We start from the raw sequence: 25060 nt of genomic DNA, 5'->3' as shown, positions 1-25060 counted from the left end.
ACATCGTGGCCGCCCATAACGGGCGCTGCAACATCGACATCCATCTGAAGCATGATCCGTCGGTCACCGAACCTTTCGCCGAAACGCAACGTCCGGCGCCTTGAAGCGATCCGCCACGCCACCGGTGGAGTGAAGCGCGAGCCTGACGGCACCTGGGTCATCGGGCCGGACCATCCCAAACGCGTCGTCGTCTACGAGTGTCAGCGTGCCAGGGAAGAACCTGTCACGGTCGAGAAGCTCTCCTCATTGTCGCTTGAGCAACAGATTGGTTTCGACGGCGCCACTTGGATTGACCGCGAGCTGGTCTCTGACAGACCGGAGGCTTTGCATGGCTCGGGTTTCGGGCCATGATGTGCGGGCCGCGCAGGCACGCAGGCGGCAGTGGCTGCTCGTGCAGGGTCTCGCGAGTGAAGAGCAGGACCGGATAGTTTATCGCGCCAACATGATTTCGATCCTGCGTCAGCGTGAGCTGAACCGTGTTGTCGGTCAGCTTTCGCAGGAACTTGGGCTCTCGTATGCCGAAGCCCGGGCAGGAGATCGAATAGAGGGTACGCTGCGCCGATCGGTTGAGCTCGCCTGCGGCAAATATGCCGCGATCGAGAGGTCGCGCGAGCTCACGCTGGTGCCATGGCGGCCGGTGCTCCAGCGGCCCATCGGCAAGGAGGTTTCTGGCGTGGTTCAGCGCGAGGCTATCTCCTGGAACACCGGTCGGCAAAGGGGTGGGCCCAGCGTTTCATGACGACGCAGCAGCGATGCTTCATGCAACGCCCGATCGACCCGTCGCGCCGCGAAGCGCGGCGGTTTTTTTCTTGAGCACTTGTTTTTGGTCGCGGGACGTTTGCTGCCGTAGTGTCCAGCCTGGGCCTTGCAATAGCGCCCAACTATCGATTGTGCTCGACGGAGCCTGCAGCGAAGGGGGTGTCGTGCCGATTTCGTCGAAATGCTGAGCAATCCGGCGTCTTCAATCCCTCCGATCTGGCGTTGCTGGGGCGCGTCTTCGATCATTAGACATTGAGGGCCAATCTGCGCAATCTGCGTGAGGTGCTCGTGTCCCGGATCGTTCAGGAGGCCCGTATCGCCGAGATGAGCTGTCTCGCCGCCGGATGATCGAGGACGTCGCCCAAACGCGTCCTAGCCCCATCCACTGGGTGGATGACAGTTATCCCAATAATCGATTTTACCAGTCGTACCGAATTCCCCTAGGAGGCTCTGAATAGAAACGGCCGGGCGGGTGTCCTTCCGGTCGACCCAGGCTGCCGGGAGAAATCGGAGGCGAGCATGTGCGGGATTGTAGGCATCGTTGGGCAACAGCCAGTGTCGGAGCGGTTGGTCGACGCGTTGAAGCGTCTGGAATATCGCGGCTATGACTCAGCCGGCGTTGCGACGATCACCGAGGGTGCCTTGCACTGCCGGCGCGCCGAGGGCAAGCTTGTCAATCTCGAGGCGAGGCTGAAGGAAGAGCCGCTGGGCGGCACCATTGGCATCGCCCACACGCGCCGGGCAACTCATGGGGCACTGACTGAACGCAACGCGCATCCGCACTTTAGCGATGGTGTGGCCGTCGTCCATGACGGCATTATCGAGAATTTCGCCGAGTTGAAGGACGAATTGGCGGCTGCGGGGGCTGCCGGCAGTCGAGACAGTCGCGCCGATGATTTTCTCGCTGCCGATACAGCTTCTTGCCTATCACACGGCGCTGGTCATGGGCACAGATGTCGACTAGCCGCGCAATCTCGGAAAATCGGTCACCGTCGAATGATTGTGGGAGCTGACATGGCTGACTGGTCCGCCGCCCTCTATGTCAAATTCGAGGATGAGCGAACGCGGCCGGCGCGCGAATTCGACGCCCACATGAAGCCCGCAACGCCTGCGGATGGGACGGACTGAAACATGCATCGCGTCATCATCAGCGGCATTGGCGTTGAAATCCCCGAACCCACGATCACAAACGAAGAACTGGTCGCCAGCTTCAATGCCTGGGTCGACATGGAGAATGCGCGCCGCCAGGGCACCGACGAGCCGCTGCTACCGAAATCGGACAGCGACTTCATCGTCCACGCTTCAGGGGTGCGCGCCCGCCATGTGATCGAGCGCGAAGGCATTCTCGACCCGACCCGCATGGCACCGCGCATCCCGGCGCGGCCTGATGACGCGCTGTCGCTGGAGGCCGAGTTCGGCATCGCTTCGGCAAGGAAAGCCCTCGACCATGCCGGGCTGAGGCCGTCCGACATCGATCTGGTGATCTGCTCGGCCTCGCATCACCAGCGACCCTATCCGGCGATCGCCATCGAAATGCAGCAAGCGCTGGGCACCAAGGGCGCCGGCTTCGACATGGGGCTTGGCTGCTCTTCGGCTGCCGCTGCCTTGCACATCGCCGTCAATTTGGTGCGGTCGGGCGCGCACAAACGCATTCTGGTGACGACGCCGGAGATCATCACCGGCCATCTCAATTTCCGCGACCGGCAGACGCATTTCATCTTCGGCGACGCGTCCGTGTCCATGGTGGTGGAGGGGCTTGCCCAGGGCGAGAAGCGGCCGGAACGATTCGAGGTGCTCGACACGCGCATCTGGACGCAGATGTCGAACAACATCCGCACCAATCTCGGCCATCACACCCGCACCGCCCAGGATGATCCTTACATGATCAATCTGGAAGGTAATCTGATCAAGCAGGTCGGCAACAAGGTGTTCAAGGAAGTCACCGTCGCCGGGCAGAAGTTCATCGTCGAATTCCTCGCCGAGCACGGGCTGACGCCGCAGGCGGTCAGGCGCTTCTGGCTGCATCAGGCCAATGCGCGCATGAACGCGATGATCCTGAAACTGTCGTTCGGCCACGAGGTCGACCATGATCGCGCGCCGATGGTGCTGGAGCGACTGGGCAACACGGCGGGCGCCGGCGCCATCATCGCGCTGTCGGAGAACCACGCCGACATGAAGCCCGGCGATTTCGGCCTGATCTGCGCGTTTGGCGCGGGGTATTCGATAGGCGGCGCGCTGCTGAGGATGCTCTAAGATCGGCGGTTTCAGGCTGGTGCCTCGACAACCTCATCGCCGATCGGCAGGCGCTGCAAAACCGACTGAGGGGTGCAGCGGCTCGTGGTCCGGCCGCTGCCCCGGACACGGCTAGTCAGTCCGTCGGTATCCCATCTACTGCGCCACATGGAGCAGTAGCCGGAGTTCCGCTGGGTCGAATGCCATCATTGGTGGGGAGGCGGGTTCATCATCCAACAGCTGCCGGGGCTCCTCCTCGTGCGGCAAGCGCCCCTCGCCAAGAGTTAATTCGACCCCACATGTGCGAACGGACGGTGTTCATCAGTCAACCCAGGCGCCGTGGCTCCCTGAACGCAAAAGATCAGCATGAAGTCGAATTTGAAACGTTTTGCCCAAGCAACTGCGATCCCCTCGCTCTGGACGGTAACCGCTGCGTCGGCGAACGAAGGGATGTGATCACAGGGCAGGCAAACCCTTCCTGTAGAAGCGCAGCCCGGTCCGAACTGAACTATGGTGGCAAGGAGCAAGAACACGTACAGCGCCTGCTGCCCGACATTGCCGGGAAGATGTGGTCTGTGGTTGGACCGCTCCCAAGCTGATCGACCTCGCCGCATCGGCAAAGACGCCGACACGATTTACGCCGCGACTGAAGGAGGCCTGTCGGTCAGTAGGAACGGAGGCCTGATCTGGGAAACGGTCGTCGATGGCGCGCCCGTCAATCTCGGAGCTGACGGCCGACGGTTCCGTCTAGGCCCTCCGTGCCCTTATCGCCGATGATATAATGGAGACCTTCGACCACGTCCGATCCGAGGAGGTCTTCAAACTGTTTGGTGAGATGGCATGTGCCGGTCAGGTGATCTACCTGACGCATCACCGACACCTGTGCGAGATCGCCCAAGGCAGCTATTCCCAGCGTGACGATCCATGAGCTCGGACAGTTGTGCTCGTTTTCCGTTGGTGCAAATGACCGCCTTGGGGTCAATCCAAGCGTATCAGCAGAAATGGCAGCCAAGCCTACGGTAACAGTTGTGACGTCTGGTGCGAAGAAGCAAACCTCGCGATCGAGAAGACAAAGACTGAACCGCGCGGGATCAAAAGCAGCCTGGAGCGATACACAGCTACGCGTGGACCGAAGACTCTGCAGCAGGTCTCTCGACCGAAGCGCCTTAACTCGCTGCTCCAACTTGCTCCGGACACCGAGGTCAACCTGTAGCGGTCTCGAGCAGCGCCATCGGATCTTTCTGTCGCCTTTGTCGTGTCCGCTACACGGGCTTGTTCCGACAAGCACTGTTTGCCCTCAGGCTAAATAGCTGAAAAGCAATATTAAAATTTTTCTTCTGTCCGATCAAGCCAATTGGCACGCATCTTGAGACCCTTTGGGTGTGAGGCGGCGAGAGCTGCCGACCGGCATGTCGCGGGCAGCCGCGATGGATGGAACGAAGGAAGGAAAGCTACATGTCAGGTCTGCGTCAGATCGCATTCTACGGCAAGGGGGGCATAGGCAAGTCCACCACCTCCCAAAATACGCTCGCCGCACTTGTCGACCTTGGGCAGAAGATCCTCATCGTCGGCTGCGACCCCAAAGCCGACTCCACCCGCCTGATCCTGAACTCGAAGGCGCAGGATACGGTCCTGCACCTCGCGGCAGAGCAAGGTTCGGTCGAAGACCTCGAACTCCAGGACGTGCTGAAGGTCGGCTATAAAGGCATCAAGTGCGTGGAATCCGGCGGTCCCGAGCCGGGTGTCGGCTGCGCCGGGCGCGGCGTCATCACCTCGATCAACTTCCTCGAGGAGAACGGCGCCTATGACGATGTCGACTATGTCTCCTACGACGTGCTCGGGGACGTGGTGTGCGGCGGCTTCGCGATGCCGATCCGCGAGGGCAAGGCCCAGGAAATCTACATTGTCATGTCCGGCGAGATGATGGCGCTCTATGCCGCCAACAACATCGCCAAGGGCATTCTGAAATATGCCCATTCGGGCGGCGTGCGGCTCGGCGGCCTGATTTGCAACGAGCGTCAAACCGACCGCGAGCTCGACCTCGCCGAAGCACTGGCTTCCAGGCTCAATTCCAAGCTCATCCATTTCGTGCCGCGCGACAACATCGTCCAGCACGCCGAGCTCAGGAAGATGTCGGTTATCCAGTATGCGCCGGACTCCAAGCAGGCGGGGGAATACCGCGCGCTGGCCGAGAAGATCCATGGCAATTCGGGGCAGGGCACCGTGCCGACCCCGATCACCATGGAGGAGCTCGAGGACATGCTGCTCGACTTCGGCATCATGAAGACCGACGAGCAGATGCTTGCCGAGCTTCAGGCCAAGGAAGCGACGAAAGCGGCCGCCCAGTAACGAGCGCTGCCGCCACGAGGCGCCGCATTGCGCTGACGCGCCTTTCAAAGAACGGCGCCTCGTCGGTGAGGCGTCACTCGAACCTTTAAAGGGGTCCCATGAGCCTGGATTACGAGAATGACGGCACTCTCCATGCGAAGCTTATCGAGGAGGTGCTGTCGCAATATCCCGACAAGGCGGCGAAGCGCCGCAAAAAGCACCTCAGCGTCGCAAAGAGCGGGGACGAGGCTGGCGAGGAAGGCGAGGTCGTCTCCGAATGCGACGTCAAATCGAACATCAAGTCCATTCCAGGCGTGATGACGATTCGTGGCTGCGCCTATGCCGGCTCTAAGGGCGTGGTGTGGGGTCCAATCAAGGATATGGTCCATATCTCGCACGGCCCGGTCGGCTGCGGGCAATATTCCTGGTCGCAGCGCCGCAACTACTATGTAGGCACGACGGGCATCGACACGTTCGGGACAATGCAGTTCACCTCCGATTTCCAGGAAAAGGACATTGTTTTCGGCGGTGACAAGAAGCTGGAACAGATCATCGACGAGATTGAGGGACTGTTTCCCCTCAACAACGGCATGAGCGTGCAATCCGAATGCCCGATCGGCCTGATTGGCGACGACACCGAAGCAGTATCCCGCAACAAGGCCAAGGAGCACGGAAAGACGATCGTGCCGGTGCGCTGCGAGGGCTTCCGCGGCGTCTCGCAATCGCTCGGCCACCACATCGCCAACGACGCGATCCGCGACTGGGTCTTCGAGAAGAAGGACGTGGAGTTCGAGGCCGGCCCGCACGACGTCAACGTGATCGGTGACTACAATATCGGCGGCGACGCCTGGGCCTCGCGCATCCTGCTCGAGGAGATAGGGCTGCGCGTGGTCGGCAACTGGTCGGGCGACGCCACGCTCGCCGAGATAGAGCGCGCGCCGAAGGCCAAGCTCAATCTCATCCATTGCTACAGGTCGATGAACTACATCTGCCGGCACATGGAGGAAAAGTATGGGGTCGCGTGGATGGAGTACAATTTCTTCGGCCCCTCCCAGATCGAAGCCTCCCTGCGCAAGATAGCCAAGCATTTTGGCCCTGAAATCGAAGAGAAGACCGAGAAGGTTATCGCCAAGTACAGACCGCTTGTTGATGCGGTCGTCGCCAAGTACCGGCCGCGCCTCGAAGGCAATACTGTCATGCTCTACGTCGGCGGCCTGCGCCCCCGCCACGTCATCACCGCCTACGAGGACCTCGGCATGGTGATCGTCGGCACAGGCTACGAGTTCGCCCACAACGACGACTATCAACGCACGGGCCATTACGTAAGGAACGGCACGCTGATCTATGATGATGTGACCGGTTACGAGTTGGAGAAGTTCATCGAGGGGGTTCGCCCTAATCTCGTCGGCTCGGGCATTAAGGAAAAATACCCGGTGCAGAAGATGGGCATACCGTTCCGCCAGATGCACTCCTGGGATTATTCAGGACCGTATCATGGCTATGACGGCTTTGCCATTTTCGCCCGCGACGTGGATCTTGCCATCAACAACCCGGTCTGGGGCCTTTACGACGCGCCTTGGAAAAAAAGCCCGAGCCGTGGGCGGGCGATGGCTGCCGAATAACACCCGGCCTTAGCCTGGTCTCCCCAAGGGAGACGATGAACGCCCGCGGCCCCGTGGCCCGCGGGGACACCTGAAACGTCTCGACGTCCCTGAGCTGCCTTATGGGGCGGCCAGATGAAAAGAGGTAATCACCAATGCCGCAGTCGGCTGAAAAAATTCTCGACCACGCTCCCCTGTTCCGCGAGCCGGAATACAGGCAGATGCTCGCCGAGAAGAAGCTGAATTTCGAATGTCCGCACCCGGATCAGATCGTTACCGATCAACGCGAATTCACCAAGACGTGGGAATACCGCGAAAAGAACCTCGCCCGCGAAGCGCTTGTCGTGAACCCCGCCAAGGCCTGCCAGCCGCTCGGCGCGGTGTTCGCGGCAGCGGGCTTCGAACGAACCATGTCCTTCGTCCACGGCAGCCAGGGCTGCGTGGCCTATTACCGCTCACACCTGTCGCGCCATTTCAAGGAGCCTGCTTCGGCGGTTTCCTCCTCGATGACGGAGGATGCGGCCGTATTCGGCGGCCTGAAGAACATGGTCGACGGGCTCGCCAACACCTACCAGCTCTACGACCCGAAGATGATCGCCGTCTCGACCACCTGTATGGCGGAGGTCATTGGCGACGACCTGCACAGCTTCATCGAGAACGCCAAGGACGAAAACTCGGTCCCGCGCGACTTCGACGTGCCCTTCGCCCACACGCCGGCCTTCGTCGGCAGCCATGTCGATGGCTATGACGTAATGGTCAAGGGCATTCTGGAGCACTTCTGGAAAGGCCAGGAGCGCACGGAAGCCAAGGGAACCATCAACATCATTCCGGGTTTCGACGGCTTCTGCGTCGGCAACAACCGGGAACTCAAGCGCCTGCTCGAACTGATGAGCGTGTCCTACACCTTCATCCAGGACGCCTCAGACCAGTTCGACACGCCGTCGGACGGCGAATACCGCATGTATGACGGCGGCACGAAGATCGAAGACGTGAAGGAGGCACAGAACGCCGAGGCGACACTTTCGCTACAGTATTACAACACCCGAAAAACGCTGGACTACTGCGAGCAAGTCGGGCAGGCGACGGCCTCGTTCCATTACCCGCTCGGGGTCCAGGCGACCGACGAATTGCTGATGAAGGTCTCGGCGCTTTCCGGCAAGGAGATCCCCGAGACAATCCGCCTTGAGCGCGGCCGACTGGTTGACGCCATGGCGGACAGCCAGTCCTGGTTGCACGGCAAGAAATATGCGATCTACGGCGATCCGGACTTCGTCTACGCCATGGCCCGCTTCGTCATGGAGACCGGTGGCGAGCCGACCCATTGCCTCGCCACCAACGGCAGCTCGGCATGGGGAGCCGAGATGAAGGAACTGCTTGCATCCTCGCCCTTCGGCAAGGATGCCCAGGTCTGGCCGGGCAAGGACCTGTGGGCGATGCGCTCGCTGCTCTTCACCGAGCCGGTGGACCTATTGATCGGCAATTCCTATGGCAAGTATCTGGAGCGCGACACCGGCACGCCGCTGATCAGGCTGATGTTCCCGATCTTCGACCGGCACCATCACCATCGCTTTGCGCTCATGGGCTACCAAGGCGGGTTACGCGTCCTGACGACGATCCTCGACAAGATCTTCGACAAGCTCGATCGCGAGACCAGCGAGACGGGTGTGACGGACTATTCTTATGACCTCACCCGCTAGCAGCGGCGGCCGGCCTTTCGCCGAGGCTGGCCGCCTTCCAATGCACTTTTGGAGACCGACGCAATGTCCTCGCTCAGCGCCAAAATCCAGGATGTCTTCAACGAGCCCGCCTGCGATAAAAACCGCGGCAAGGAGGCCAAGGCGCGCAAAGAGGGCTGCTCGAAGCCGCTGACCCCCGGGCGGCAGCCGGCGGCTGCGCCTTTGACGGCGCCAAGATCGTACTGCAGCCGATCACCGACGTCGCGCACCTGGTCCATGCGCCGCTCGCCTGCGAGGGCAATTCCTGGGACAACCGCGGAGCGGCTTCGTCCGGGGCAACGCTTTGGCGCACAAGCTTCACAACCGATCTGACCGAACTCGACGTGGTGATGGGGCAGGGCGAGCGCAAGCTTTTCAAGGCGATCCGCGAGATTAGGGAAGCATATGCGCCGCCAGCGATCTTCGTCTATTCGACCTGCGTGACGGCGTTGATCGGCGACGACATCGAGGCCGTGTGCAAGCGTGCGGGGGAAAAATTCGGCTTGGCCGTGGTGCCGGTCAATGCGCCGGGCTTGGCCGGCTCTAAGAACCTCGGCAACAAGCTCGCCGCAGAGGCGTTGCTCGATCACGTCATCGGCACGGTAGAACCCGACGACGCCGGGCCGTACGACATCAACATCCTTGGCGAATTCAACCTCTCCGGCGAATTCTGGCTGGTGAAGCCGCTGCTTGATCGGCTAGGCATCCGGGTGCGCGCCTGTCTTCCGGGCGACGCGCGCTACCTTGACGTTGCTTCCGCGCACCGCGCCCGGGCGGCTATGATCGTGTGCTCGACGGCACTCATCAATCTTGCCCGCAAGATGGAGGAGCGCTGGGACATCCCGTTCTTCGAAGGCTCCTTCTACGGCATTTCCGACACCTCGGAAGCACTTCGCAACATTGCTGAGCTGCTCGTGAGGAAGGGTGCCGATCGCGAGATCCTCAACCGCACACAGACGCTGATCGCAGTGGAAGAGGCGATTGCGTGGAGGAAGCTCGAAGCCTACCGGCGGCGGCTTCAAGGCAAGCGCGTGCTGCTCAATACAGGCGGCGTGAAGTCCTGGTCGATCGTCCACGCGCTGATGGAGATCGGCATGGAGATCGTCGGCACCTCGGTCAAGAAATCCACGGTCGAAGACAAGGAGCGCATCAAGCAGATCCTGAAGGACGACAACCACATGTTCGAGCAGATGGCGGCGCGCGAGCTTTACGCCATGCTCTCAGAACACAAGGCCGATATCATGCTGTCGGGCGGGCGCACGCAATTCATCGCGCTCAAGGCCAAGACACCCTGGCTCGATATCAACCAGGAGCGCCAACATCCTTATGCGGGCTATGACGGCATGGTGGAACTCGTACGCCAGATCGACCTCGCCATTCATAACCCGATCTGGTCCCAGGTGCGCGAGCCGGCTCCGTGGGATTGCCAGCCTTCGGTCGAGGACGAACTGCCGGGCACGAAGAGCGAGACCGCGACGTTGCACGCTGTCCAGGAAGTCGCCGGCACGACGGCCGGCGAGTGCGGCGAGCGTTGAGGAAAGCCTATGGCCCGCATTCTTTCCCAGACCAAATCGGCAGCCGTCAATCCGCTGAAATCGTCACAGCCGCTGGGTGCGGCCTTGGCCTTTCTTGGGGTCGACGGCGCGATGCCACTGTTCCACGGCAGCCAGGGCTGCACCAGCTTCGCGCTCGTGCTCTTCGTGCGGCATTTCAAGGAAGCGATCCCCTTGCAGACCACCGCGATGGACGAAGTGACGACGATCCTCGGCGGGGCGGACAATCTGGAAGAGGCGATCCTCAACCTCAAGGTCCGCACAAAGCCAAAGCTGATCGGGGTCTGCACGACTGCACTGGTGGAAACCCGTGGCGAAGATTGCGCAAGAGACATCGCCGACATCAGGCTGAAGCACGCGCAAGAAATCGCCGGCACGGAGATCGTGCTGGCCAACACGCCGGATTTCGACGGCGCGATCGAAGAGGGCTGGGCCAAGGCTGTTACCGCGATGATCGAAGGCATTACACGGCCCGGCGAACAGGCGCGGCAATCAAAAAAGATCGCAATCCTGCCCGGCTGGAACCTCACTGTGGCTGACATCGAGCATTTGCGTGAGATGGTTGAAAGCTTTGGGCTGAAGCCGGTGGTTTTGCCGGACGTTTCAGGCTCGCTCGACGGCACCGTGCCCGACCGTTGGGTCACAACCACCTATGGCGGCACCAGCGTCGAGGATATCCGCGAGCTTGGCACGGCCGAACATTGCATCGCCATCGGCGAGCATATGCGCCGCCCGGCGGAGGTGCTGCAGAAGTTGACCGGCGTGCCTTACGTGCTGTTCCAGTCGCTGACCGGATTGAAGGGCGCCGATCGGTTCGTCTCGCTGCTGTCCGCGATTTCAGGCGCGTCGGTGCCGGCCGGGGTGCGCCGTCGCCGGGGCCAATTGCAGGATGCGTTACTCGACGGACATTTCCATTTCGGAGGCAAGAAAATTGCGATCGCTGCTGAACCAGACCAACTCTATCAACTCGCGACCTTCTTCGTCGGCATGGGCTCCGAAATCGCGGCGGCGGTCTCCACGACCGATATGTCGAAAATTCTGGAAAAAGTACCGGCGCAGTCCGTTCAGATCGGCGATCTCGGCGATTTGGAAGCTCTTGCCGCCGGCGCTGATCTTCTGGTCACCCATTCCCATGGCCGCCAGGCGGCGCAGCGCCTTGGCATTCCGCTCATGCGCGTCGGGTTCCCGGTCTTCGACCGGCTCGGCAGCCAGCACAAGCTCACAATCCTCTATCAGGGCACCCGCGACCTGATCTTCGAGGTTGCCAACATCTTCCAGGCCAACCAGCACGCGCCGACGCCTGAGGCACTTGATCCATTCCATAAGCGAGAAATGCCAGATGAGCTCCTTTCGTCGCCTCTCGCTCGTCACTGACGAGGTTCACACACCGATGCCGGAACGACGAGCGGGCGCATTGCGCGTGGCCATCGCCACGCAAGACATGAAGGACCTCAATGCCCATTTCGGGTCCGCCAGGCGCTTTGCCGTCTACGACGTGACGCGCGAGGAATGGAACCTCGTGGAAGCCGTGGCCTTCGATGACGTTTCCGACGAGAGCGGGGAGCATCGCAGCGAGGGCGATGACCGCATCACGCCGAAGGTGGAGGCGCTGAAGGGCTGTCATCTCCTGTTCTGTCTGGCGATCGGCGGGCCTTCGGCGGCCAAGGTAGTTTCGGCAAAAATCCATCCGATCAAGGTGCCGCACCCCCAACCCATCCAGGAGGTGCTGTTGCGCACGCAGATGATGCTCAGGACGTGTCCTCCCCCCTGGCTGCGCAAGGTGCTGGCGGAGGCAGGCGTCGCCGAGAAGAAACCGTCCTTCGAGGACGACTGAAATGAGGAGAAGGCGAAATGTCAGATACCGCGGCTAGCACTGCTGTCGCCGAGGACGAGGCGGCGCTTGCCACCCCGTTCGTCAAATGCCTCGTGCGGCTGATCCGTGCTCAGGATTCCTACGGGTCATGGGAAGGCAAACCGGATGCCGAGCTTCTGGGCGACTTCATCATCACCAGGGAACAGCGCCGTGCGATCCCGATCATCGGCGATCCCGATCCGGACGTGCTGTGGAGGCTCGATAAGTTCTATGCCGCCGTCGGGCTTGCGATCGAGGAGCGCTGCGGCCTGATGGCATCGCCGATGATGGAGATGAGCCATGAGGGCTTTGGGCGCGTGCTCTTCACGGCCGGACGGCTGGTCGTGCTTTCGAAGACCCTGCGCGATGTCCACCGGTTCGGCTTCGAGACGTTCCGGAAGCTCGCTCAGGCCGGCACGAAACTGGTCGGCGACGCAATCGCTACCATCGAGACCTATCCCGAGGTGGCGCGTGCGTGATGAAGCGGATCTTCGAGCAAGGGGGGCCATGACAATCTTGAGCGAGCGCGATAGCCAGCCCACGGAAGCCGAGGCGGGCCAGGTCGATGAGGGGGCTCTTGGGGTAGCGCCGATGAAGCCACTCGTTTTGATCTGTTCGCAAGATGCGGAGTTCTATCTGAATTATAGCCACATTCTGGAGGCGGACCGCTTCGCGAGTGAGCAGGCAGGCTGCGCGAAGGAAGCATTTGTATTGGCCGAACAACGGGAGTTCCACGCCGTCGTGCTGGACTGCGTGCCAGCAAGCGCGACGGGAGCCACAATCTGCGCCCGCCTCAAGGAGGAGCCGCAGACGGCCGACCTGCCCGTTATTGCCCTGATCGCGCGCGGCGCCGAGGACCAGCACCTCGATCTCCTGAAAGCTGGCATTGACGAGATCTTTGTGCGGCCGATCGACCCGGCCAAGCTGCTCGACTGTCTACGGGCGAGGCTGGCGCTGCCGAAGCGGGGCGCAAATGGTCTTGAAAACGGCGGCTGGCTCACCTGTGGCGGCCTCGAGATGAAGCTCGATGCCCGCCGGATTCGCGGCAATGGCCACGACATTCACCTCGGACTCATCGAGTTCAACGTGCTGCGGCTTATGATTGAAGCTCCCGGCAAGGTCTTCAGCCGGGAGGAGCTTATCGGCAGGGCCTGGGGGGACAACATCCATGTCGAACCACGCACCGTCGATGTCCATATCAGCCGGATCAGAAAAGCCCTGAAGTCAGCTTCGCCCGACAGCGACATTCGCACCGTCAGGTCGGCCGGCTACTCGCTTGAGAAGCCGGCCGAATGAATCAAGTGCCGGGTGTGGTGGCACTCCCACCCTCGCCGTGAGCCGGTCTTGCGGCCTGAAACGCCCCTAAACGCATACTCAGGAAGAAGCAGGCAAATGGGTTTTAAAACCGTACTCTGTGTGACCGGCGCCGACCATTCCGATCAGGACATCAGAACTGCTGCCGGCTTGTGTGCCGAAGTCGGCGCGCACCTTTCCGTACGGATTATACCGGCTCCGATGCTCGCTATGTCATATCCGCCGATCGGAGATGGTATCCCCGAGTGGCCTACGGGACGTGGACAGACAATTGCCAGATTGAACAATCGGTTTCGGCAAATCGACAGGTTTTCACAGGAGGTGGCCAGACAGGAAAAGCGCTCCAAGGATATCCAGAAGCTGCTGAGAGCCATGTGCCTTTCCTATGACGTCGATACCGATTATTGCGATGCGACCGGCGTGGGTGAGGTTGTGCGACAGCGGGCGCTCTGCGCCGACCTGACAATTGTTGGCCCCGCACTTCTCAACGACAGTATTCTCGGACCTCTTGTTATAAACGGCAGCTTATTCGATACGGGAAAGCCGGTGCTTATTGTGCCGAAGGGCGCTGAGGCGACCCTGTGGCCACGGCGCGTCCTGGTCGGTTGGGATTCACGACTCGAGGCGTCCCGTGCTGTTCGGGAAGCGCTGGGTCTCCTATGCGTTGCTGAGGAAGTTCGTGTCGCCCTGGTCGATCCGAAGGCGAACTACAACGGGAACGGCGCGGAGCCTGGAGCCGACATCGCTGCCTATCTCACTCGGCACGGTGCTCGGGTGTCGGTTGACCTACTGCCAAGTGCCGGCAAACCGGCGGCCACGGTGCTTGCGCAGCACGCAATCGACATTTCTGCCGACATGATAGTCATGGGCGTTTATGGCAGCCGCCGGCTGCGTGAGCGGCTCTTTGGCGGTGCGACGAGATGGATCTTTGAGAAGCCGACATTGCCGCTGTTTTTGGCTCGATGACTGGTTCGGGAGTTGCACCGATGCTGTTCAAAGCTCGACTCTCCTGGTCACCGATCCTGCTGCCAATTGGGAGAAGGGTCACGGCAAACGCGGGAAATTTCGCGAAGCTCCTCGGAGCCAATCTGCACGCGCCGTCGCCGAGACCATCGGACGTGTCTAGCGCGCTCTCGGGGGTTCTCTTCGCCCGGAGATGATCCGCAACGCGGAGACCGGTCGGGCAGAGGTACAGAGCGCTCTTAAATGCACTCAAAAGCACGCTTCGCAGGTCGGCGTCGGATCGAGAAGGAGAGTCGTTTCAGCGCGGCAGGCCCGACTTCGGACCCGGCATCGCATGCGCGCTATCGCGATCTCCTTCACTGGCTGGGAGCTGAACCCGTGCCGTGGCCGAGGCCCCAACTTCAAGTCGAGACGGTTGTTCTCTTGGCCGTAGTCGGCGGGAATCGATGGCATCAATTACGTTATCATCGCCTGGGACGGTAGCCAGTAGCGGCGAGGGCGGCTGCATTTTCAGCGTTTTCAGCCGGCCCGGCCCGACCCGCGTGGCGACCGGGCGGTTTTCGGGCTGGTCAATTCCGACAACGCTCACATTCGCATCAGGCGGTCCCTGTAGCGCCTGAGCACAGGGGACACAGAAGATAACGACACGAGACCAGAAAAATCCCGGAGAGAGCTCGCCGGACGGTACATGCCGCCACTCATCCTGGGCTTTTTCGCCACGATCATCATCGTCAAATGGCGGTATTCGCGAGCCGCAGCTGGACCGGCTTCGTCGTGACGAACTCATATGTCGCCAACTAGGAATTCAATCGCCCAGGCGGAGCGAGGAGGGCACACGCGGTCGGATCGAGCAGCCACGTGCAATCGCAAGTGGCGAGATCCGCAATAGCCGGCCGGACCGGAGCAAGAAGCTCGGGCCAGGTGGCGTGAAGCGGACGATGATAGGAGCATGGCGTGGCCCGCGCAGTCATGATGTCCATCTACTCGTCCCTCAATCCGAATATTGTTGCGTCGTCCGTGGCCCTGCTTTTTGTGGCGCGAAGCGCGTCATGCGTGTCCAAAACCGGACAGCGGCAGAAAACATGTCGGGTTCAATACAACCGGACACCTTGGACACTTGGAGGTTTTTCAAAGCGCAATCATGGGCTTATTGCGCGCTGAGCGTGCTGGCACGGCCTTTGCGAATTGAGATGCGGCAACACTGAGTGAAGGCTGACTGCATTCAGACGAACAAGACGAGCGATGCTCTCCTTTCCCGTGTTGCCCCGCCTGAGGGAAACAAGCTCGCGCATAAAGCGCGCAACCTTTGGCAATAGCTTTGGAGAGCAACATGGTATTGCAGATGGAGTCCCCGGCTCCTTCGATCAAAGTGGAGGACTGGCTGCGTGGCGAGCCCCTCACGAACTTCCAGCCCGGCAAAGTGTACATCGTCGAATTTTGGGCAACTTGGTGCGGACCATGTGTGGCGGCGATGCCCCATCTGGTGCAGCTCCAGCAGAAATACAAAGACAGCGGACTTGAGGTCGTCGGAGTCGCGGCTTCTGAAGACGCTCCAACGGCCGTTGAGGCCCGAACCAAGTTGGACGCGTGGTTGACCGAAAAGGGATCGAATCTGAACTATCGGATCGCGTTCGACTACACAGGCGAAATGAACAAGCTTTGGATGGAACCGAGCTTGTCCGTCGGGATTCCGGCCTCGTTCGTGGTCGACCGAGACGGCCACATCGCCTTTATCGGCCACCCGGCGGACCTCGAGGACGTTTTGCCGAAGGTTCTTAACGGCAGCTGGCGCAGCAGCGATGAAGCGAAAGCCGCCGATACACGGCGAGTCGCTAGTGACCAACGCACAGCGCGCGAACTATCGCTGACCATGCCGATATACGCCAAACTTCGGCCGGCGATGGAGGCCGAGGATTGGATGGCGGCACTCACGGCCATCGAAGAAGGCCTCGCCTTAATGCCAGATGATAGCGGGTTCCGGGAAACTCATGCGAATCTACTGCTTCACAAGCGGCGCGACATGCGGGCCGGCTTGCCAGCCATGCGCCAATTAGTCGAGGACGCGATCGACAAAAAATTCGAGGCCGTGTCTTGGATGGTCATGGCCCTGAACCAACTCTTCGATCCGGAAATGGACAACTCCCATCTCCCCCGTACTGAGCGCTTTGCGATGGGCGACAAGCTCTCGGAACAGATCCTGACACTGAATCCCCCACAAGGCGACGGACCCCTTAAATTCCGTTGGTACCTCCCGGTCGCTCAGTATTATTACGAGAGCGGCAACAAGGATCGCGCGATCGAGTTGATCGAGGTGGCATTGAAATCTCTGGGTGATCCGGAGACAATGCCGGACCACTTCAAACAGTACTACCTTAGCCCATTGCTCCAAGCCCTGGCCAACTACACGGGTGAGCACGCCTGTTACGCGGATCTTTGCGTGGTTCCGCAAAACAAGACTTCCGAAACTCAAACCGCAGTCGCCTCATGAGCAAAGATCGCAAAGGGATGACAATTGGAATTGAACCCTGGCCAATTCGTCCAGTTTCTGCGGCGGGCCCGCGGTAAGTATGTCCATTGCAGCACAGGGCGCATCGCTTGCCGCAGGTTGGAGTTCAAAACTTGCGATGCCCTCCGGCTGCATCGCGGGAGACGGGATACTCGACGCGATTCTGGCCGCGGTGGAAGCCCCCGCAGTCGAGGACCTCTTCAAGATCGGCCAGCGGAACATCAATTGCGTGGAATCGGCCGCCTGGAGCCGGACGTCGATTGCGCAAGTGTGCCCGAAGCAGGCGCCCCGAAAACAGAAATCGTCCTTCGAGGACGAGGACTGAAATTGAGGAGAAGGTGAAATGTCTGATGCCGCGGTTAGCCCTGCTGTAAACGAGCACGAGGCGGCCCTTGCCACCCCGTTTGTCAAATGCCTCCTGCGGCTGATCCGTGCCCAAGACTTTGACGGCTCATGGCGAGGCAAGGCTGACACCGAGCTGCTGGCCGGCTTCATCATCACGAAGGAACAGCGCCGTGCCATCCCCATCATCGGCGATCCTGATCCGGACGTGCTGTGGAGGCTGGACATGTTTTACACCGCCGTCAGTCTTGCGATCGAGGAGCGCTCCGGCCTGATCACATCGCCAATGAAGGAGATGAAACCGATGGGGGCTTCGGGCGCCTGGTTTCCACGGCCGGGCGGTTGGTCGTTCTGTCGAGACGTCCACCGGTTTGGCTTCGAGACGTTCCGGAAACTCGCGGAGGCCGGTACGAAACTGGTCGACGATGCGACTGCAGCTATTGGCTTCCCGCCGTGGCGCGGCCGTGAAGAAACTGATTTCGAGGAAGGATTTATGTCAAACCTGGATGAGATGGGGAAGAAAGTCCGAAAGCTTCAGCTGCGTGCGGCAGTTGCGAAGATGAAATTGCGCGACCTTGCAGAGGATCTCCCGGTCCAATGGACTGAGCTAGAGGAGGTTGCCGAGAAAGCGTACGCCGTTTTTGCCGAGTTGGATGATGCCAAGAGAGAGCTCGCTGCAATGAAGAATTTACGATGAGGAGCACATTCACCACCCGCGACGGCTCCATATGGCTGCCGGAATATCTGACCGCTATAGATGGCAGGACTTGTATCGGCTGCGGGCGCTGTTTCAAGGTATGCTCGCGCGAGGTCATGCACCTTCACGGCGTCGATGACGCGGGTGAAATCCTCGGCGTCTGCGACGGCGAAGACGACGATTTCGACGGCGAGCTCAATCGCATGATCATGGTTGTCGATCATGCCGGCCGCTGCATTGGCTGCGGAGCCTGCGCCCGCGTCTGCCCGAAGAACTGCCAAACACATGTTGCGGCCGACGAGCTCGCTGAATGAGCAGCATGATTTGACGAGACGAAAACCAGGAGAACGGCGTTGCCCTTTAGAATCTTTTGTGCCGTGTTTGTGCTGGTCCTGTGCGGCAATGCTGTGACTGTTTACTTCGCTTCGCATTCGATCCGTCTAGTGGTCGTCACGACGCTGGCTGGTTCGCTGCTCCTTCAGTTGGCCTATTTCGCAAGCGTGCTCTTTCTGATCTGGCGGTCTGGCTGCGCTAGAGCAGATTCGACTTACACCGGGTCATATCCGGCTGCCTCGAAGTAGTTTCGGCATTCGGCCGGTTTGAAGGCGTCGAGGCAGTCGGCGATGACGGACCAGAGTTGATCGATGGAGCGGGCAGCTGCTTTTCTGAGTAGGGCCTTGAGCTTCGAGAACGCCATCTCGATCGGATTGAAGTCGGGCGAATAGGGCGGCAGCAACAGAAGCCGTGCGCCGGTCCTTTGGATGGCCTCGCGAACGCCGGTGATCTTGTGAGCCGGCAGGTTGTCCATGACGACGATGTCGCCGGGAGAAAGTTCAGGTGCGAGCACCTGTTCGGCATAGGCCAGGAAGGCGGCGCCGTTCATCGGCCCGTCGAGCAGCATCGGTGCGGTCAGGCCGTTCAGCCGCAGTCCAGCGGTGAAGGTCGTGGTCTTCCAATGACCATGAGGAACCGGCGCACGGCAGCGTTCGCCACGTTTGGCCCGCCCGCGCAGCCGCGCCATCTTGGTGGAGGCGGCAGTCTCATCAATGAAGATCAGCTTCTCGGGGTCGAGATCGAGCTGGCCGTCGAACCAGGCGCGACGGCGCGCCTTGACGTCGGGGCGCTGTTGTTCGCTGGCATGCGCCGTCTTTTTTTAAACGTGACGCAGCGCCTGTCGAGAAACATCCAGATCGTCGAAGGAACCACGCCCACGCCATGCCCGGCCGCCAGCCTCTCGGCAATCTCCGCCAGAGTGATGTCGGGCGTCTCCTCGATCAGGCCGAGGATGAAGGCTTCGTGAGGATCAAGCTTCGAGCACGACGGTTGGCCCTGCTTGCGGGCCGCCATCTCGCCTGTCTCGCGATAGCGGCGATACCAGTTCCCCGCCGTAGCAATCCCGATCCGGAACCGGCGTGCTGCCTCTCGCGTCGAAACACCCTCCGATATCGCCAAAATCACCCGACCGCGAAGGTCCGCACTCAAGCTGCGTGTCATCGTCATCTCCCTGCGAATCACAGGGAAAATGAAACAGACTTCCGCCACCGCGTGAATCCCAAATCTGACTCGGCGTTCACGGAAAATGCTCTAGCAGAGCTGGCCAAAGGGCTGAGCATTTCGGTAGTTGCAAGGAAGTTCGATCCCAGCCGGCAGACCATGATGAGGTGAGGAATGAATCTTCAGATGTGCCTCAGCTTGGCCCGGCATTTCCCTGCTGAGGCGTCGTGATCCATGGGAAATCTACGCCACTTTGGATCAACCGGGGACATCGAGCTGACCGTCCGAGCGTGGGTGTGCTTGAAACGGGCAGAGGTGACCGCATCCTGGCCCGTCTAGCGTGAATCCAGCTGTTTGGGTTCGGTTGGCACATAATAGCCGTCGCAGCACGCCATCATGCGGGTGGCTTTGTCTCGATGACGAACGCGGCGCTGGAAAGAAAATGGGAGCCTTCTGCAACGTCCGACGACGCAGCTGGCTCCAAATCAAAAGCCCATGAGCGAGGGCGGAGCTGGTTCAGCTCAATCACGTTTTGCTGGAGAGAACATGCTGGAAAAGTTCGAACGCTATCCGCTCACCTTTGGACCCACGCCCATCGAGAAGCTCGACCGCCTCGGCAAGCATCTGGGGGGAAAGGTGGAAATCTACGCCAAACGCGAGGACTGCAACTCCGGTCTAGCGTTTGGCGGAAACAAGCTGCGCAAGCTCGAATACATCATTCCCGACGCGATCGCGTCAGATGCCGATACGCTCGTCACCATCGGGGGCGTGCAGTCCAACCACACCCGCATGGTCGCCGCGGCCGCCGCCAAGATCGGCATGAAATGTCTCCTGGTTCAGGAGAGCTGGGTACCACATGAGGATGCCGTCTACGACCGGGTCGGCAATATTCTCTTGAGCCGCATCATGGGAGCAGAGGTGCGGCTGGTCGACGAGGGCTTTGACATCGGTATCCGCCGCAGTTGGGAAAAAGCGCTCTATGAGGTCAAGGCAAGGGGCGGCAGACCCTACGCGATACCAGCCGGGGCGTCTGTTCACCCGAACGGAGGCCTCGGCTATGTGGGATTCGCGGAGGAGGTGCGCGCTCAGGAGAAACAGCTTGGGTTTGCTTTCGACTACATCGTCGTTTGCACAGTGACAGGTTCAACGCATGCCGGCATGCTCGTCGGATTTGCCAAGGACGGTCGACAGCGCAATGTGATCGGTATCGATGCCTCCGCCACCCCCGCGAGAACCAAGGCGCAGGTGCTAAGCATTGCCCAACATACAGCGACGCTCGTAGATCTCGGAACCGAACTCGTGGAGGATGACGTGGTGTTGCTCGAGGACTACGCGCACCCGCATTATGGCATTCCGTCCGAGGGAACCAAGGAGGCCATCCGCCTGTGTGCGCGGCTCGAGGGAATGATTACCGATCCCGTCTACGAGGGCAAATCGATGCAAGGGATGATCGACCTCGTCCAGAAAGGCTTCTTTCCAGAGGGGGCGAGGGTCCTCTACGCGCATCTCGGCGGCGCGCCGGCGATCAACGGTTACGGCTACACCTTTCGCAATGGCTGACGCTCGACAGCCTATTTCAACGATCGCATGCTGCTTGGGCTGAACAGGACGGTGACATGATGCAGTACCTCGTGATCTCATTGAAAAGACAGGGTTTCTTGGCGAGCATCGGCTGATACTGGGCGACCTTTCGCGATCGCCTGGCGGATTGCCGGCTGGGCGAGATCATCCTCGCGGATGACATAGGGGGCACTGGCGCATACCTGCCTTGCCGGCAGCAGTCCATCCCGGATCAGGCGAATAACGGTCATGTTGCTGACGCCGAGGCGGCTTGCAGCTTCGCGCAGGACAAGCTCATGGCGCTCTGCACGTTCGCCCTCCCGGTAGACCGGGATTTGATGCGCACCGCGGAAATTGCGCACGCGCAGTTGCGTCCAGGTCTGTCCCCTGGCCGAGCGTATGCCGAGCCGGTTGAGGACGGGGGCGATGCTGTGATCCGGCAAAAGGCGGGCGAGTTCGCGCATCAGTTGTTCGGTCGCCACATCAGTCTTGTAGCGGTTTTGGCCAGGCCGGTTCTTCACCACGTCGAGCCGCGTGTGATCGCCGCCGTGCCAGTGTAGCACGAGGTGGAGCCGACCGGTCTCGGCTGTAACAATGATCTCCTTCAGCACGGTGCGCAAAATCCGCTTGCGCGTCTCGACGGACGCGGCGGGATGGTTCCACAACGCAGGCATGTCGTCTGCGAGCGCTATAAGCATCGTGCGTTCGTCCTCGCTTAGGGCGCTCGGCTGCTCGCTGCGCAAGCTCCGGACCTGATCCTCAAGCCGGGCGACCGCCGCCAGACAGTCATTCCATCGCCGTTCGAGCTCGCCGGCGACAAGGCGGTTATCTGGATCAACGGCGTCGTATTGGCGGCGTGCATGCGCCGCCTCATAGCGGGCCTGGTCCAGGGCGAGCTCGCTTTGCCGCAGCCGTTCGTTGCCGGCCTGCTTGCGATCGGAAATCAATTGCAACGCCGCCTCAAGTGCCAGCGGTGCAATTGCCCGCAGCACTTCCGCTGACACCGCCGCATCGATGCGCATGTTGCTGAAGACGGTACACCGTTTCTCGGTCGACGGGTCAACATGGGTACCGCAGACATAGCGCGCATCGCGGCGTGAATGGTGCAGCACCTTGAGCTTGCGGCCGCAGCAGCCGCAGCGCAGCAAGCCGACGAGAAGTCCACTGCCATTGCGCACCGCGCCCGCGACCATCGTTCCCTTCATGTTCGCATTGTTGGCAATCATCGTCTGGTTGCGATCATACTCGGTCCAGGAGATATAGCCATCATGGTGATCGCGGATCACAACCGCCCAGTCCTCACGCCGGCGCGCGACACCGTGGGTGACGACTTTGCGGCCATCTTGGACGCGCGTGCGCGTGGCGGTGCGGCCAAAGACATAGGCACCAGCATAGACCGGATTGGTCAGCAGCCGATGGACGGCGTGGTAGCGCGGCGCCCCCCACCGCACTGTCCACCCCTGAGGACCATGGACAGCGGTCGGCAGGTCGATCCCCTCCTGGCCCAGCCACAGGACGAGCTGGCGCACGCTGCCGATCTCACGAAATTTGTGGAACACCAGCGACAGCGCTTCGCGGATGCGCCGGTCAGGGTCTTGTTCCAGACGATCGTCAGCGCCCCGCCGGTAGCCGATCGCCACCGTCGTGTGCAGTTCGCCGCGCGCCGCTTTCAGGCGCAATGCCTCTTGCGAGCGCTGCCGCAGCGTCGACAGCTCAAGTTCGCTGAAAGTGCCTTTCATGCCGAGCAGCAAGCGATCGTTCGGCCGACAGGGATCGTACGATCTATCATGTTGATACCCTTATTCGGTAGCAGGTGGGTTAAAGTCGAGGTGTTGCCGCACGCCGGATTTGAGCGCTTGTATTGCGGCGATTGTTGCAGCGGCATCTGGGAACAGAACGCGTTTGTGATGGGCGTTTTGGTGGATACTGATCACGCCATTGCGGATTCGATGCCGGATCCAGGAGCGAGAAACGTCCGCTGCCATCGCTAGTTCAGACACCGTTAGCCACCCGGGAATGTGGTGAGAGCGGGCTGGTGTAGACTGCCTCAATACGCGATGGCGTTGTCGGACGATCTGGACTGTGCGCACAGGAACGTAGCTGCGGCGCGGTGAGCGGAAGCCTTCCTTAGTCAGTTTGGCCGCTATCGCCGCGTCGTTGAGCCCTTGATGAGCCAGTTCGAGCAGCCGGACCTCCATCTCGGCGCCGCGAGACAGGGCGCTCAAGGCATGAACTCTCGGCTCGACCTCGCGTTCGGTAACTTCACCGCCTCGCCAAACGATGCGGATCGTAATCCGATCTCGGACCACCCGTTGCAGGATCACTTTGTCGATCAGGCTGCGTAGCAAGGCTTTCTTGCGTCCCCACTCTATGTCAGGTCTCTGCCAAAATTCGGGAAGTTGCGAACCGGCAGCGATAAAATCATTCTGTTCTGTCGGCGTCAGATCATCAGATTGACTTTGCATTGCGCGACGGCGCTCAAGTGCATCCTCCGCTTGACGAAGCTCACGCAGAGCCCCCTCCCAACGGCGCTCCAACTCGGCCGCAATCAGGCGATTGTCAGGGTCAACCCGATTGTATTGCCGTTCTGCGAGCAGCGCTTGATAACGCAGCCGCTTGATCTGCTGCTCTTCAGCGCGCTTAAAAGCCTCGTCTGCCTGCTGACGAGCATCTTTGGCGTGCATCAACTCGGCCAACTCGGCCGGACTGGCCGCCGCGAAGAGGGCCTCAACGACGCGGGCGTCGATGGGATCGGCTGGCAAATGCTGGCATAAGGCTCCGCCCTGGCTGCGTGCCAGGAAGTTGCAGACGTAACGATTGCCGTTCTTGTATTCGACGCCCATTTTATGGCCGCATCGCCCGCACCAGACAATGCCTTGCAACACCGCCGCGCCATCACGCGGCGCACCGCGTGTCTGGTTTCGTCGGTATTCAGCGTGATTGTCGCTCAGCATGGTCTGGATCCGCTCGTAACGCTCCCAATCGCAATAAGCAGGATAACGGTCTTTAACTACGATTTTCCACTCTGCCATTGGCCGGCGTCGCGAGATGATTTTACCACTCGCATACCTGGCGTGACAGGACTGGGTGCGGCCATAGACGAAGGCGCCGGCATAGGCCGGGTTCTTCAACATCCCGGCAAGCATGTTGGCAGTTGGGACGCGCCAGACAACGTCGCCAAATCGATTTCGCCGCGGTATGGTGAGCGCACGATCCCGCAAGGAACGGATCACTTTTCCGACGGTGCCCAACTCCCAAAATGCAGAGAATATCAGGGCAATCCGGTCCTGCACTTCCTGGTTTGAATCCTTCATCACGACACCATTGGTATCCCGCTCCAACCCGGCTGGTAACAGCAAAGCCAACTCACCCCGTTCAGCCTTGCTGAGCAGACCAGCCGTCAGGCGGCCACGAAGCGTGTGCAATTCCACTTCCGAGATCGTACCCTTCAGGCCAAGCAACAGGCGCCCGTTGGCCGAGCCCGGGTCGTAAATTCCGTCGCGGTCGCCGATGAGGCATTGCCGATAGCCGCATAAATCGAGGAGTGGGTACCAATCGGAACAATTGCGGGCAAGCCGTGTCACTTCATACGAGAGAACGATGCCAACTTCACCCAATGTGACGCGTCCAAGGAGATCTTTGAAGCCGGCACGGTGAGCCGCCGCAGCTCCACTCTGGCCAAGGTCCGCGTCGATCACTTCGATATTGGTGTCGTCCCAGCCGAGATCTCCCGCACGCTGATGCAATGCATATTGCAGCCGCAGGCTTTCCTGGTTGTTGACCATCTGATGTGGTGTCGATTGCCGGATGTAAATCACGGCTTTTCGGCACAAATGCTGGGTTGTTATCAGATCCGACATCATGGCTCGCCCTCCAGAGAACCATGCGATTCCGATAGGGGTGATTCGGTTTCTAACGTTACGCTACCATGGTCAGCCATATCGCCGGAACTTCGCGGCGCCTGCGCCTTTGCACAGCTAACAAGGCGAATAAAATCGCGAACGCTCGCAGTCGAAAGCTTGGCTGACGGCGAATCTGGTGCCGATGGATACAGATTGGTGGCCGAGATCGGAATCTTCAGGAGAACATCATCGCGGTAAACGACAAGAAGCTGACGATAGGCGCCGGCGCCGCTCGGTCCTGC

At 60.5% G+C, this 25060-nt stretch carries 21 protein-coding genes and 2 pseudogenes; 19 read left to right on the top strand and 4 right to left on the bottom strand.

The features are described from left to right. Positions 1-51 precede the first annotated feature (51 nt). From ACZYHG_RS32345 to ACZYHG_RS32330, 4 genes and pseudogenes are all read left to right on the top strand, one after another. Positions 52-351, top strand: coding sequence for a DUF3363 domain-containing protein (locus ACZYHG_RS32345; RefSeq protein WP_464615161.1), 300 nt, complete (start codon positions 52-54; stop codon positions 349-351). Beyond that, entirely contained in the window at positions 329-739 is a 411-nt protein-coding gene (locus ACZYHG_RS32340; protein ID WP_464615160.1) for a DUF3363 domain-containing protein, read from the top strand. Before ACZYHG_RS32345 ends, ACZYHG_RS32340 begins: the two co-directional genes overlap by 23 nt. A 539-nt stretch (positions 740-1278) precedes the next feature. After that, a pseudogene (locus ACZYHG_RS32335) lies at positions 1279-1627 on the top strand (glutamine--fructose-6-phosphate transaminase (isomerizing)); the annotation flags it as partial. A 263-nt stretch (positions 1628-1890) separates the two neighbouring features. Beyond that, a complete protein-coding gene (locus ACZYHG_RS32330) occupies positions 1891-3012 on the top strand; it encodes a beta-ketoacyl-ACP synthase III (RefSeq protein ID WP_464615159.1) in 1122 nt (373 codons plus the stop codon). 694 nt (positions 3013-3706) lie between these two features. Here ACZYHG_RS32330 and ACZYHG_RS32325 read toward each other — a convergent pair. Continuing rightward, positions 3707-3889 carry a hypothetical protein gene (locus ACZYHG_RS32325; protein ID WP_464615379.1) on the bottom strand — a complete coding sequence of 61 codons (183 nt, stop codon included), beginning with the start codon at positions 3887-3889 and terminating at the stop codon, positions 3707-3709. A 557-nt stretch (positions 3890-4446) separates the two neighbouring features. Between ACZYHG_RS32325 and nifH the strand changes: the two genes are divergently transcribed. From nifH to ACZYHG_RS32255, 14 genes and pseudogenes are all read left to right on the top strand, one after another. Continuing rightward, on the top strand, positions 4447-5340 hold the full coding sequence (gene nifH / locus ACZYHG_RS32320; protein WP_464615158.1) for a nitrogenase iron protein: 894 nt from the start codon (positions 4447-4449) through the stop codon (positions 5338-5340). Between the two features lie 98 nt (positions 5341-5438). Beyond that, positions 5439-6941 (top strand): nitrogenase molybdenum-iron protein alpha chain, encoded by a 1503-nt coding sequence (gene nifD, locus ACZYHG_RS32315; RefSeq protein ID WP_464615157.1) that lies wholly within the window; start codon positions 5439-5441, stop codon positions 6939-6941. Between the two features lie 134 nt (positions 6942-7075). Next, entirely contained in the window at positions 7076-8617 is a 1542-nt protein-coding gene (gene nifK / locus ACZYHG_RS32310) for a nitrogenase molybdenum-iron protein subunit beta (RefSeq protein ID WP_464615156.1), read from the top strand. A gap of 63 nt (positions 8618-8680) precedes the next feature. After that, positions 8681-10170: pseudogene (gene nifE / locus ACZYHG_RS32305) on the top strand (nitrogenase iron-molybdenum cofactor biosynthesis protein NifE). A 9-nt stretch (positions 10171-10179) separates the two neighbouring features. Continuing rightward, the gene (gene nifN, locus ACZYHG_RS32300; RefSeq protein ID WP_464615155.1) at positions 10180-11562 is read left to right on the top strand and encodes a nitrogenase iron-molybdenum cofactor biosynthesis protein NifN; all 1383 of its coding nucleotides are present in this window, start codon (positions 10180-10182) and stop codon (positions 11560-11562) included. Then, entirely contained in the window at positions 11528-12022 is a 495-nt protein-coding gene (gene nifX / locus ACZYHG_RS32295) for a nitrogen fixation protein NifX (protein WP_464615154.1), read from the top strand. The genes nifN and nifX overlap by 35 nt, the downstream gene beginning before the upstream one ends. A 17-nt stretch (positions 12023-12039) precedes the next feature. Then, positions 12040-12519, top strand: a complete 480-nt coding sequence (locus tag ACZYHG_RS32290; RefSeq protein WP_258580979.1) for a NifX-associated nitrogen fixation protein — start codon at positions 12040-12042, stop codon at positions 12517-12519. 28 nt (positions 12520-12547) lie between these two features. Continuing rightward, positions 12548-13336: a winged helix-turn-helix domain-containing protein gene (locus tag ACZYHG_RS32285; RefSeq protein ID WP_464615153.1), complete on the top strand. Its 789-nt coding sequence runs from the start codon at positions 12548-12550 to the stop codon at positions 13334-13336. Between the two features lie 96 nt (positions 13337-13432). Next, the gene (locus ACZYHG_RS32280) at positions 13433-14320 is read left to right on the top strand and encodes a universal stress protein (RefSeq protein WP_464615152.1); all 888 of its coding nucleotides are present in this window, start codon (positions 13433-13435) and stop codon (positions 14318-14320) included. A gap of 1327 nt (positions 14321-15647) precedes the next feature. Next, complete coding sequence (locus tag ACZYHG_RS32275) at positions 15648-16805, top strand: TlpA disulfide reductase family protein (protein ID WP_464615151.1); 1158 nt, start codon at positions 15648-15650, stop codon at positions 16803-16805. Positions 16806-16884: 79 nt separating this feature from the next. After that, positions 16885-17148: a hypothetical protein gene (locus tag ACZYHG_RS32270; RefSeq protein WP_464615150.1), complete on the top strand. Its 264-nt coding sequence runs from the start codon at positions 16885-16887 to the stop codon at positions 17146-17148. A gap of 18 nt (positions 17149-17166) precedes the next feature. Further along, complete coding sequence (locus ACZYHG_RS32265) at positions 17167-17862, top strand: CCE_0567 family metalloprotein (RefSeq protein ID WP_464615149.1); 696 nt, start codon at positions 17167-17169, stop codon at positions 17860-17862. Then, positions 17859-18176, top strand: a complete 318-nt coding sequence (gene fdxB / locus ACZYHG_RS32260) for a ferredoxin III, nif-specific (RefSeq protein ID WP_464615148.1) — start codon at positions 17859-17861, stop codon at positions 18174-18176. The genes ACZYHG_RS32265 and fdxB overlap by 4 nt, the downstream gene beginning before the upstream one ends. 63 nt (positions 18177-18239) lie before the next feature. Continuing rightward, the gene (locus ACZYHG_RS32255) at positions 18240-18443 is read left to right on the top strand and encodes an exopolysaccharide production repressor protein (RefSeq protein ID WP_464615343.1); all 204 of its coding nucleotides are present in this window, start codon (positions 18240-18242) and stop codon (positions 18441-18443) included. Here ACZYHG_RS32255 and ACZYHG_RS32250 read toward each other — a convergent pair. Continuing rightward, positions 18410-19356, bottom strand: a protein-coding gene (locus tag ACZYHG_RS32250) for an IS630 family transposase (protein WP_464615147.1) whose coding sequence is annotated in 2 segments (ribosomal slippage) — positions 18410-19008 and positions 19008-19356 — 948 coding nt in all. Because the reading frame shifts where the segments join, the coding sequence is not laid out codon by codon here. The genes ACZYHG_RS32255 and ACZYHG_RS32250 overlap by 34 nt on opposite strands. A 546-nt stretch (positions 19357-19902) precedes the next feature. Here ACZYHG_RS32250 and ACZYHG_RS32245 point away from each other — a divergent pair. Then, positions 19903-20916 (top strand): 1-aminocyclopropane-1-carboxylate deaminase, encoded by a 1014-nt coding sequence (locus ACZYHG_RS32245; RefSeq protein ID WP_464615146.1) that lies wholly within the window; start codon positions 19903-19905, stop codon positions 20914-20916. A 77-nt stretch (positions 20917-20993) separates the two neighbouring features. Here ACZYHG_RS32245 and ACZYHG_RS32240 read toward each other — a convergent pair whose 3' ends face one another. Both ACZYHG_RS32240 and ACZYHG_RS32235 read right to left on the bottom strand, forming a co-directional pair. After that, on the bottom strand, positions 20994-22556 hold the full coding sequence (locus ACZYHG_RS32240) for a recombinase family protein (protein WP_464615145.1): 1563 nt from the start codon (positions 22554-22556) through the stop codon (positions 20994-20996). A gap of 159 nt (positions 22557-22715) precedes the next feature. Next, a complete protein-coding gene (locus tag ACZYHG_RS32235) occupies positions 22716-24779 on the bottom strand; it encodes a recombinase family protein (RefSeq protein ID WP_464614992.1) in 2064 nt (687 codons plus the stop codon). Between the last annotated feature and the right edge of the window lie 281 nt (positions 24780-25060).

It is taken from the genome of Mesorhizobium subarcticum, from assembly GCF_055456085.1.
Note: the sequence above shows the minus strand (reverse complement) of the source record. Positions and strands in the feature narration are given on the sequence as shown.

Bases quoted from the DNA above. Each gene is read 5' to 3' on its own strand.
- ACZYHG_RS32345 (WP_464615161.1), top strand. From the start codon at position 52: ATGATCCGTCGGTCACCGAACCTTTCGCCGAAACGCAACGTCCGGCGC.
- ACZYHG_RS32340 (WP_464615160.1), top strand. From the start codon at position 329: ATGGCTCGGGTTTCGGGCCATGATGTGCGGGCCGCGCAGGCACGCAGG.
- ACZYHG_RS32330 (WP_464615159.1), top strand. From the start codon at position 1,891: ATGCATCGCGTCATCATCAGCGGCATTGGCGTTGAAATCCCCGAACCC.
- nifH (WP_464615158.1), top strand. From the start codon at position 4,447: ATGTCAGGTCTGCGTCAGATCGCATTCTACGGCAAGGGGGGCATAGGC.
- nifD (WP_464615157.1), top strand. From the start codon at position 5,439: ATGAGCCTGGATTACGAGAATGACGGCACTCTCCATGCGAAGCTTATC.
- nifK (WP_464615156.1), top strand. From the start codon at position 7,076: ATGCCGCAGTCGGCTGAAAAAATTCTCGACCACGCTCCCCTGTTCCGC.
- nifN (WP_464615155.1), top strand. From the start codon at position 10,180: ATGGCCCGCATTCTTTCCCAGACCAAATCGGCAGCCGTCAATCCGCTG.
- nifX (WP_464615154.1), top strand. From the start codon at position 11,528: ATGAGCTCCTTTCGTCGCCTCTCGCTCGTCACTGACGAGGTTCACACA.
- ACZYHG_RS32290 (WP_258580979.1), top strand. From the start codon at position 12,040: ATGTCAGATACCGCGGCTAGCACTGCTGTCGCCGAGGACGAGGCGGCG.
- ACZYHG_RS32285 (WP_464615153.1), top strand. From the start codon at position 12,548: ATGACAATCTTGAGCGAGCGCGATAGCCAGCCCACGGAAGCCGAGGCG.
- ACZYHG_RS32280 (WP_464615152.1), top strand. From the start codon at position 13,433: ATGGGTTTTAAAACCGTACTCTGTGTGACCGGCGCCGACCATTCCGAT.
- ACZYHG_RS32275 (WP_464615151.1), top strand. From the start codon at position 15,648: ATGGTATTGCAGATGGAGTCCCCGGCTCCTTCGATCAAAGTGGAGGAC.
- ACZYHG_RS32270 (WP_464615150.1), top strand. From the start codon at position 16,885: ATGTCCATTGCAGCACAGGGCGCATCGCTTGCCGCAGGTTGGAGTTCA.
- ACZYHG_RS32265 (WP_464615149.1), top strand. From the start codon at position 17,167: ATGTCTGATGCCGCGGTTAGCCCTGCTGTAAACGAGCACGAGGCGGCC.
- fdxB (WP_464615148.1), top strand. From the start codon at position 17,859: ATGAGGAGCACATTCACCACCCGCGACGGCTCCATATGGCTGCCGGAA.
- ACZYHG_RS32245 (WP_464615146.1), top strand. From the start codon at position 19,903: ATGCTGGAAAAGTTCGAACGCTATCCGCTCACCTTTGGACCCACGCCC.
- ACZYHG_RS32235 (WP_464614992.1), bottom strand. From the start codon at position 24,779: ATGATGTCGGATCTGATAACAACCCAGCATTTGTGCCGAAAAGCCGTG.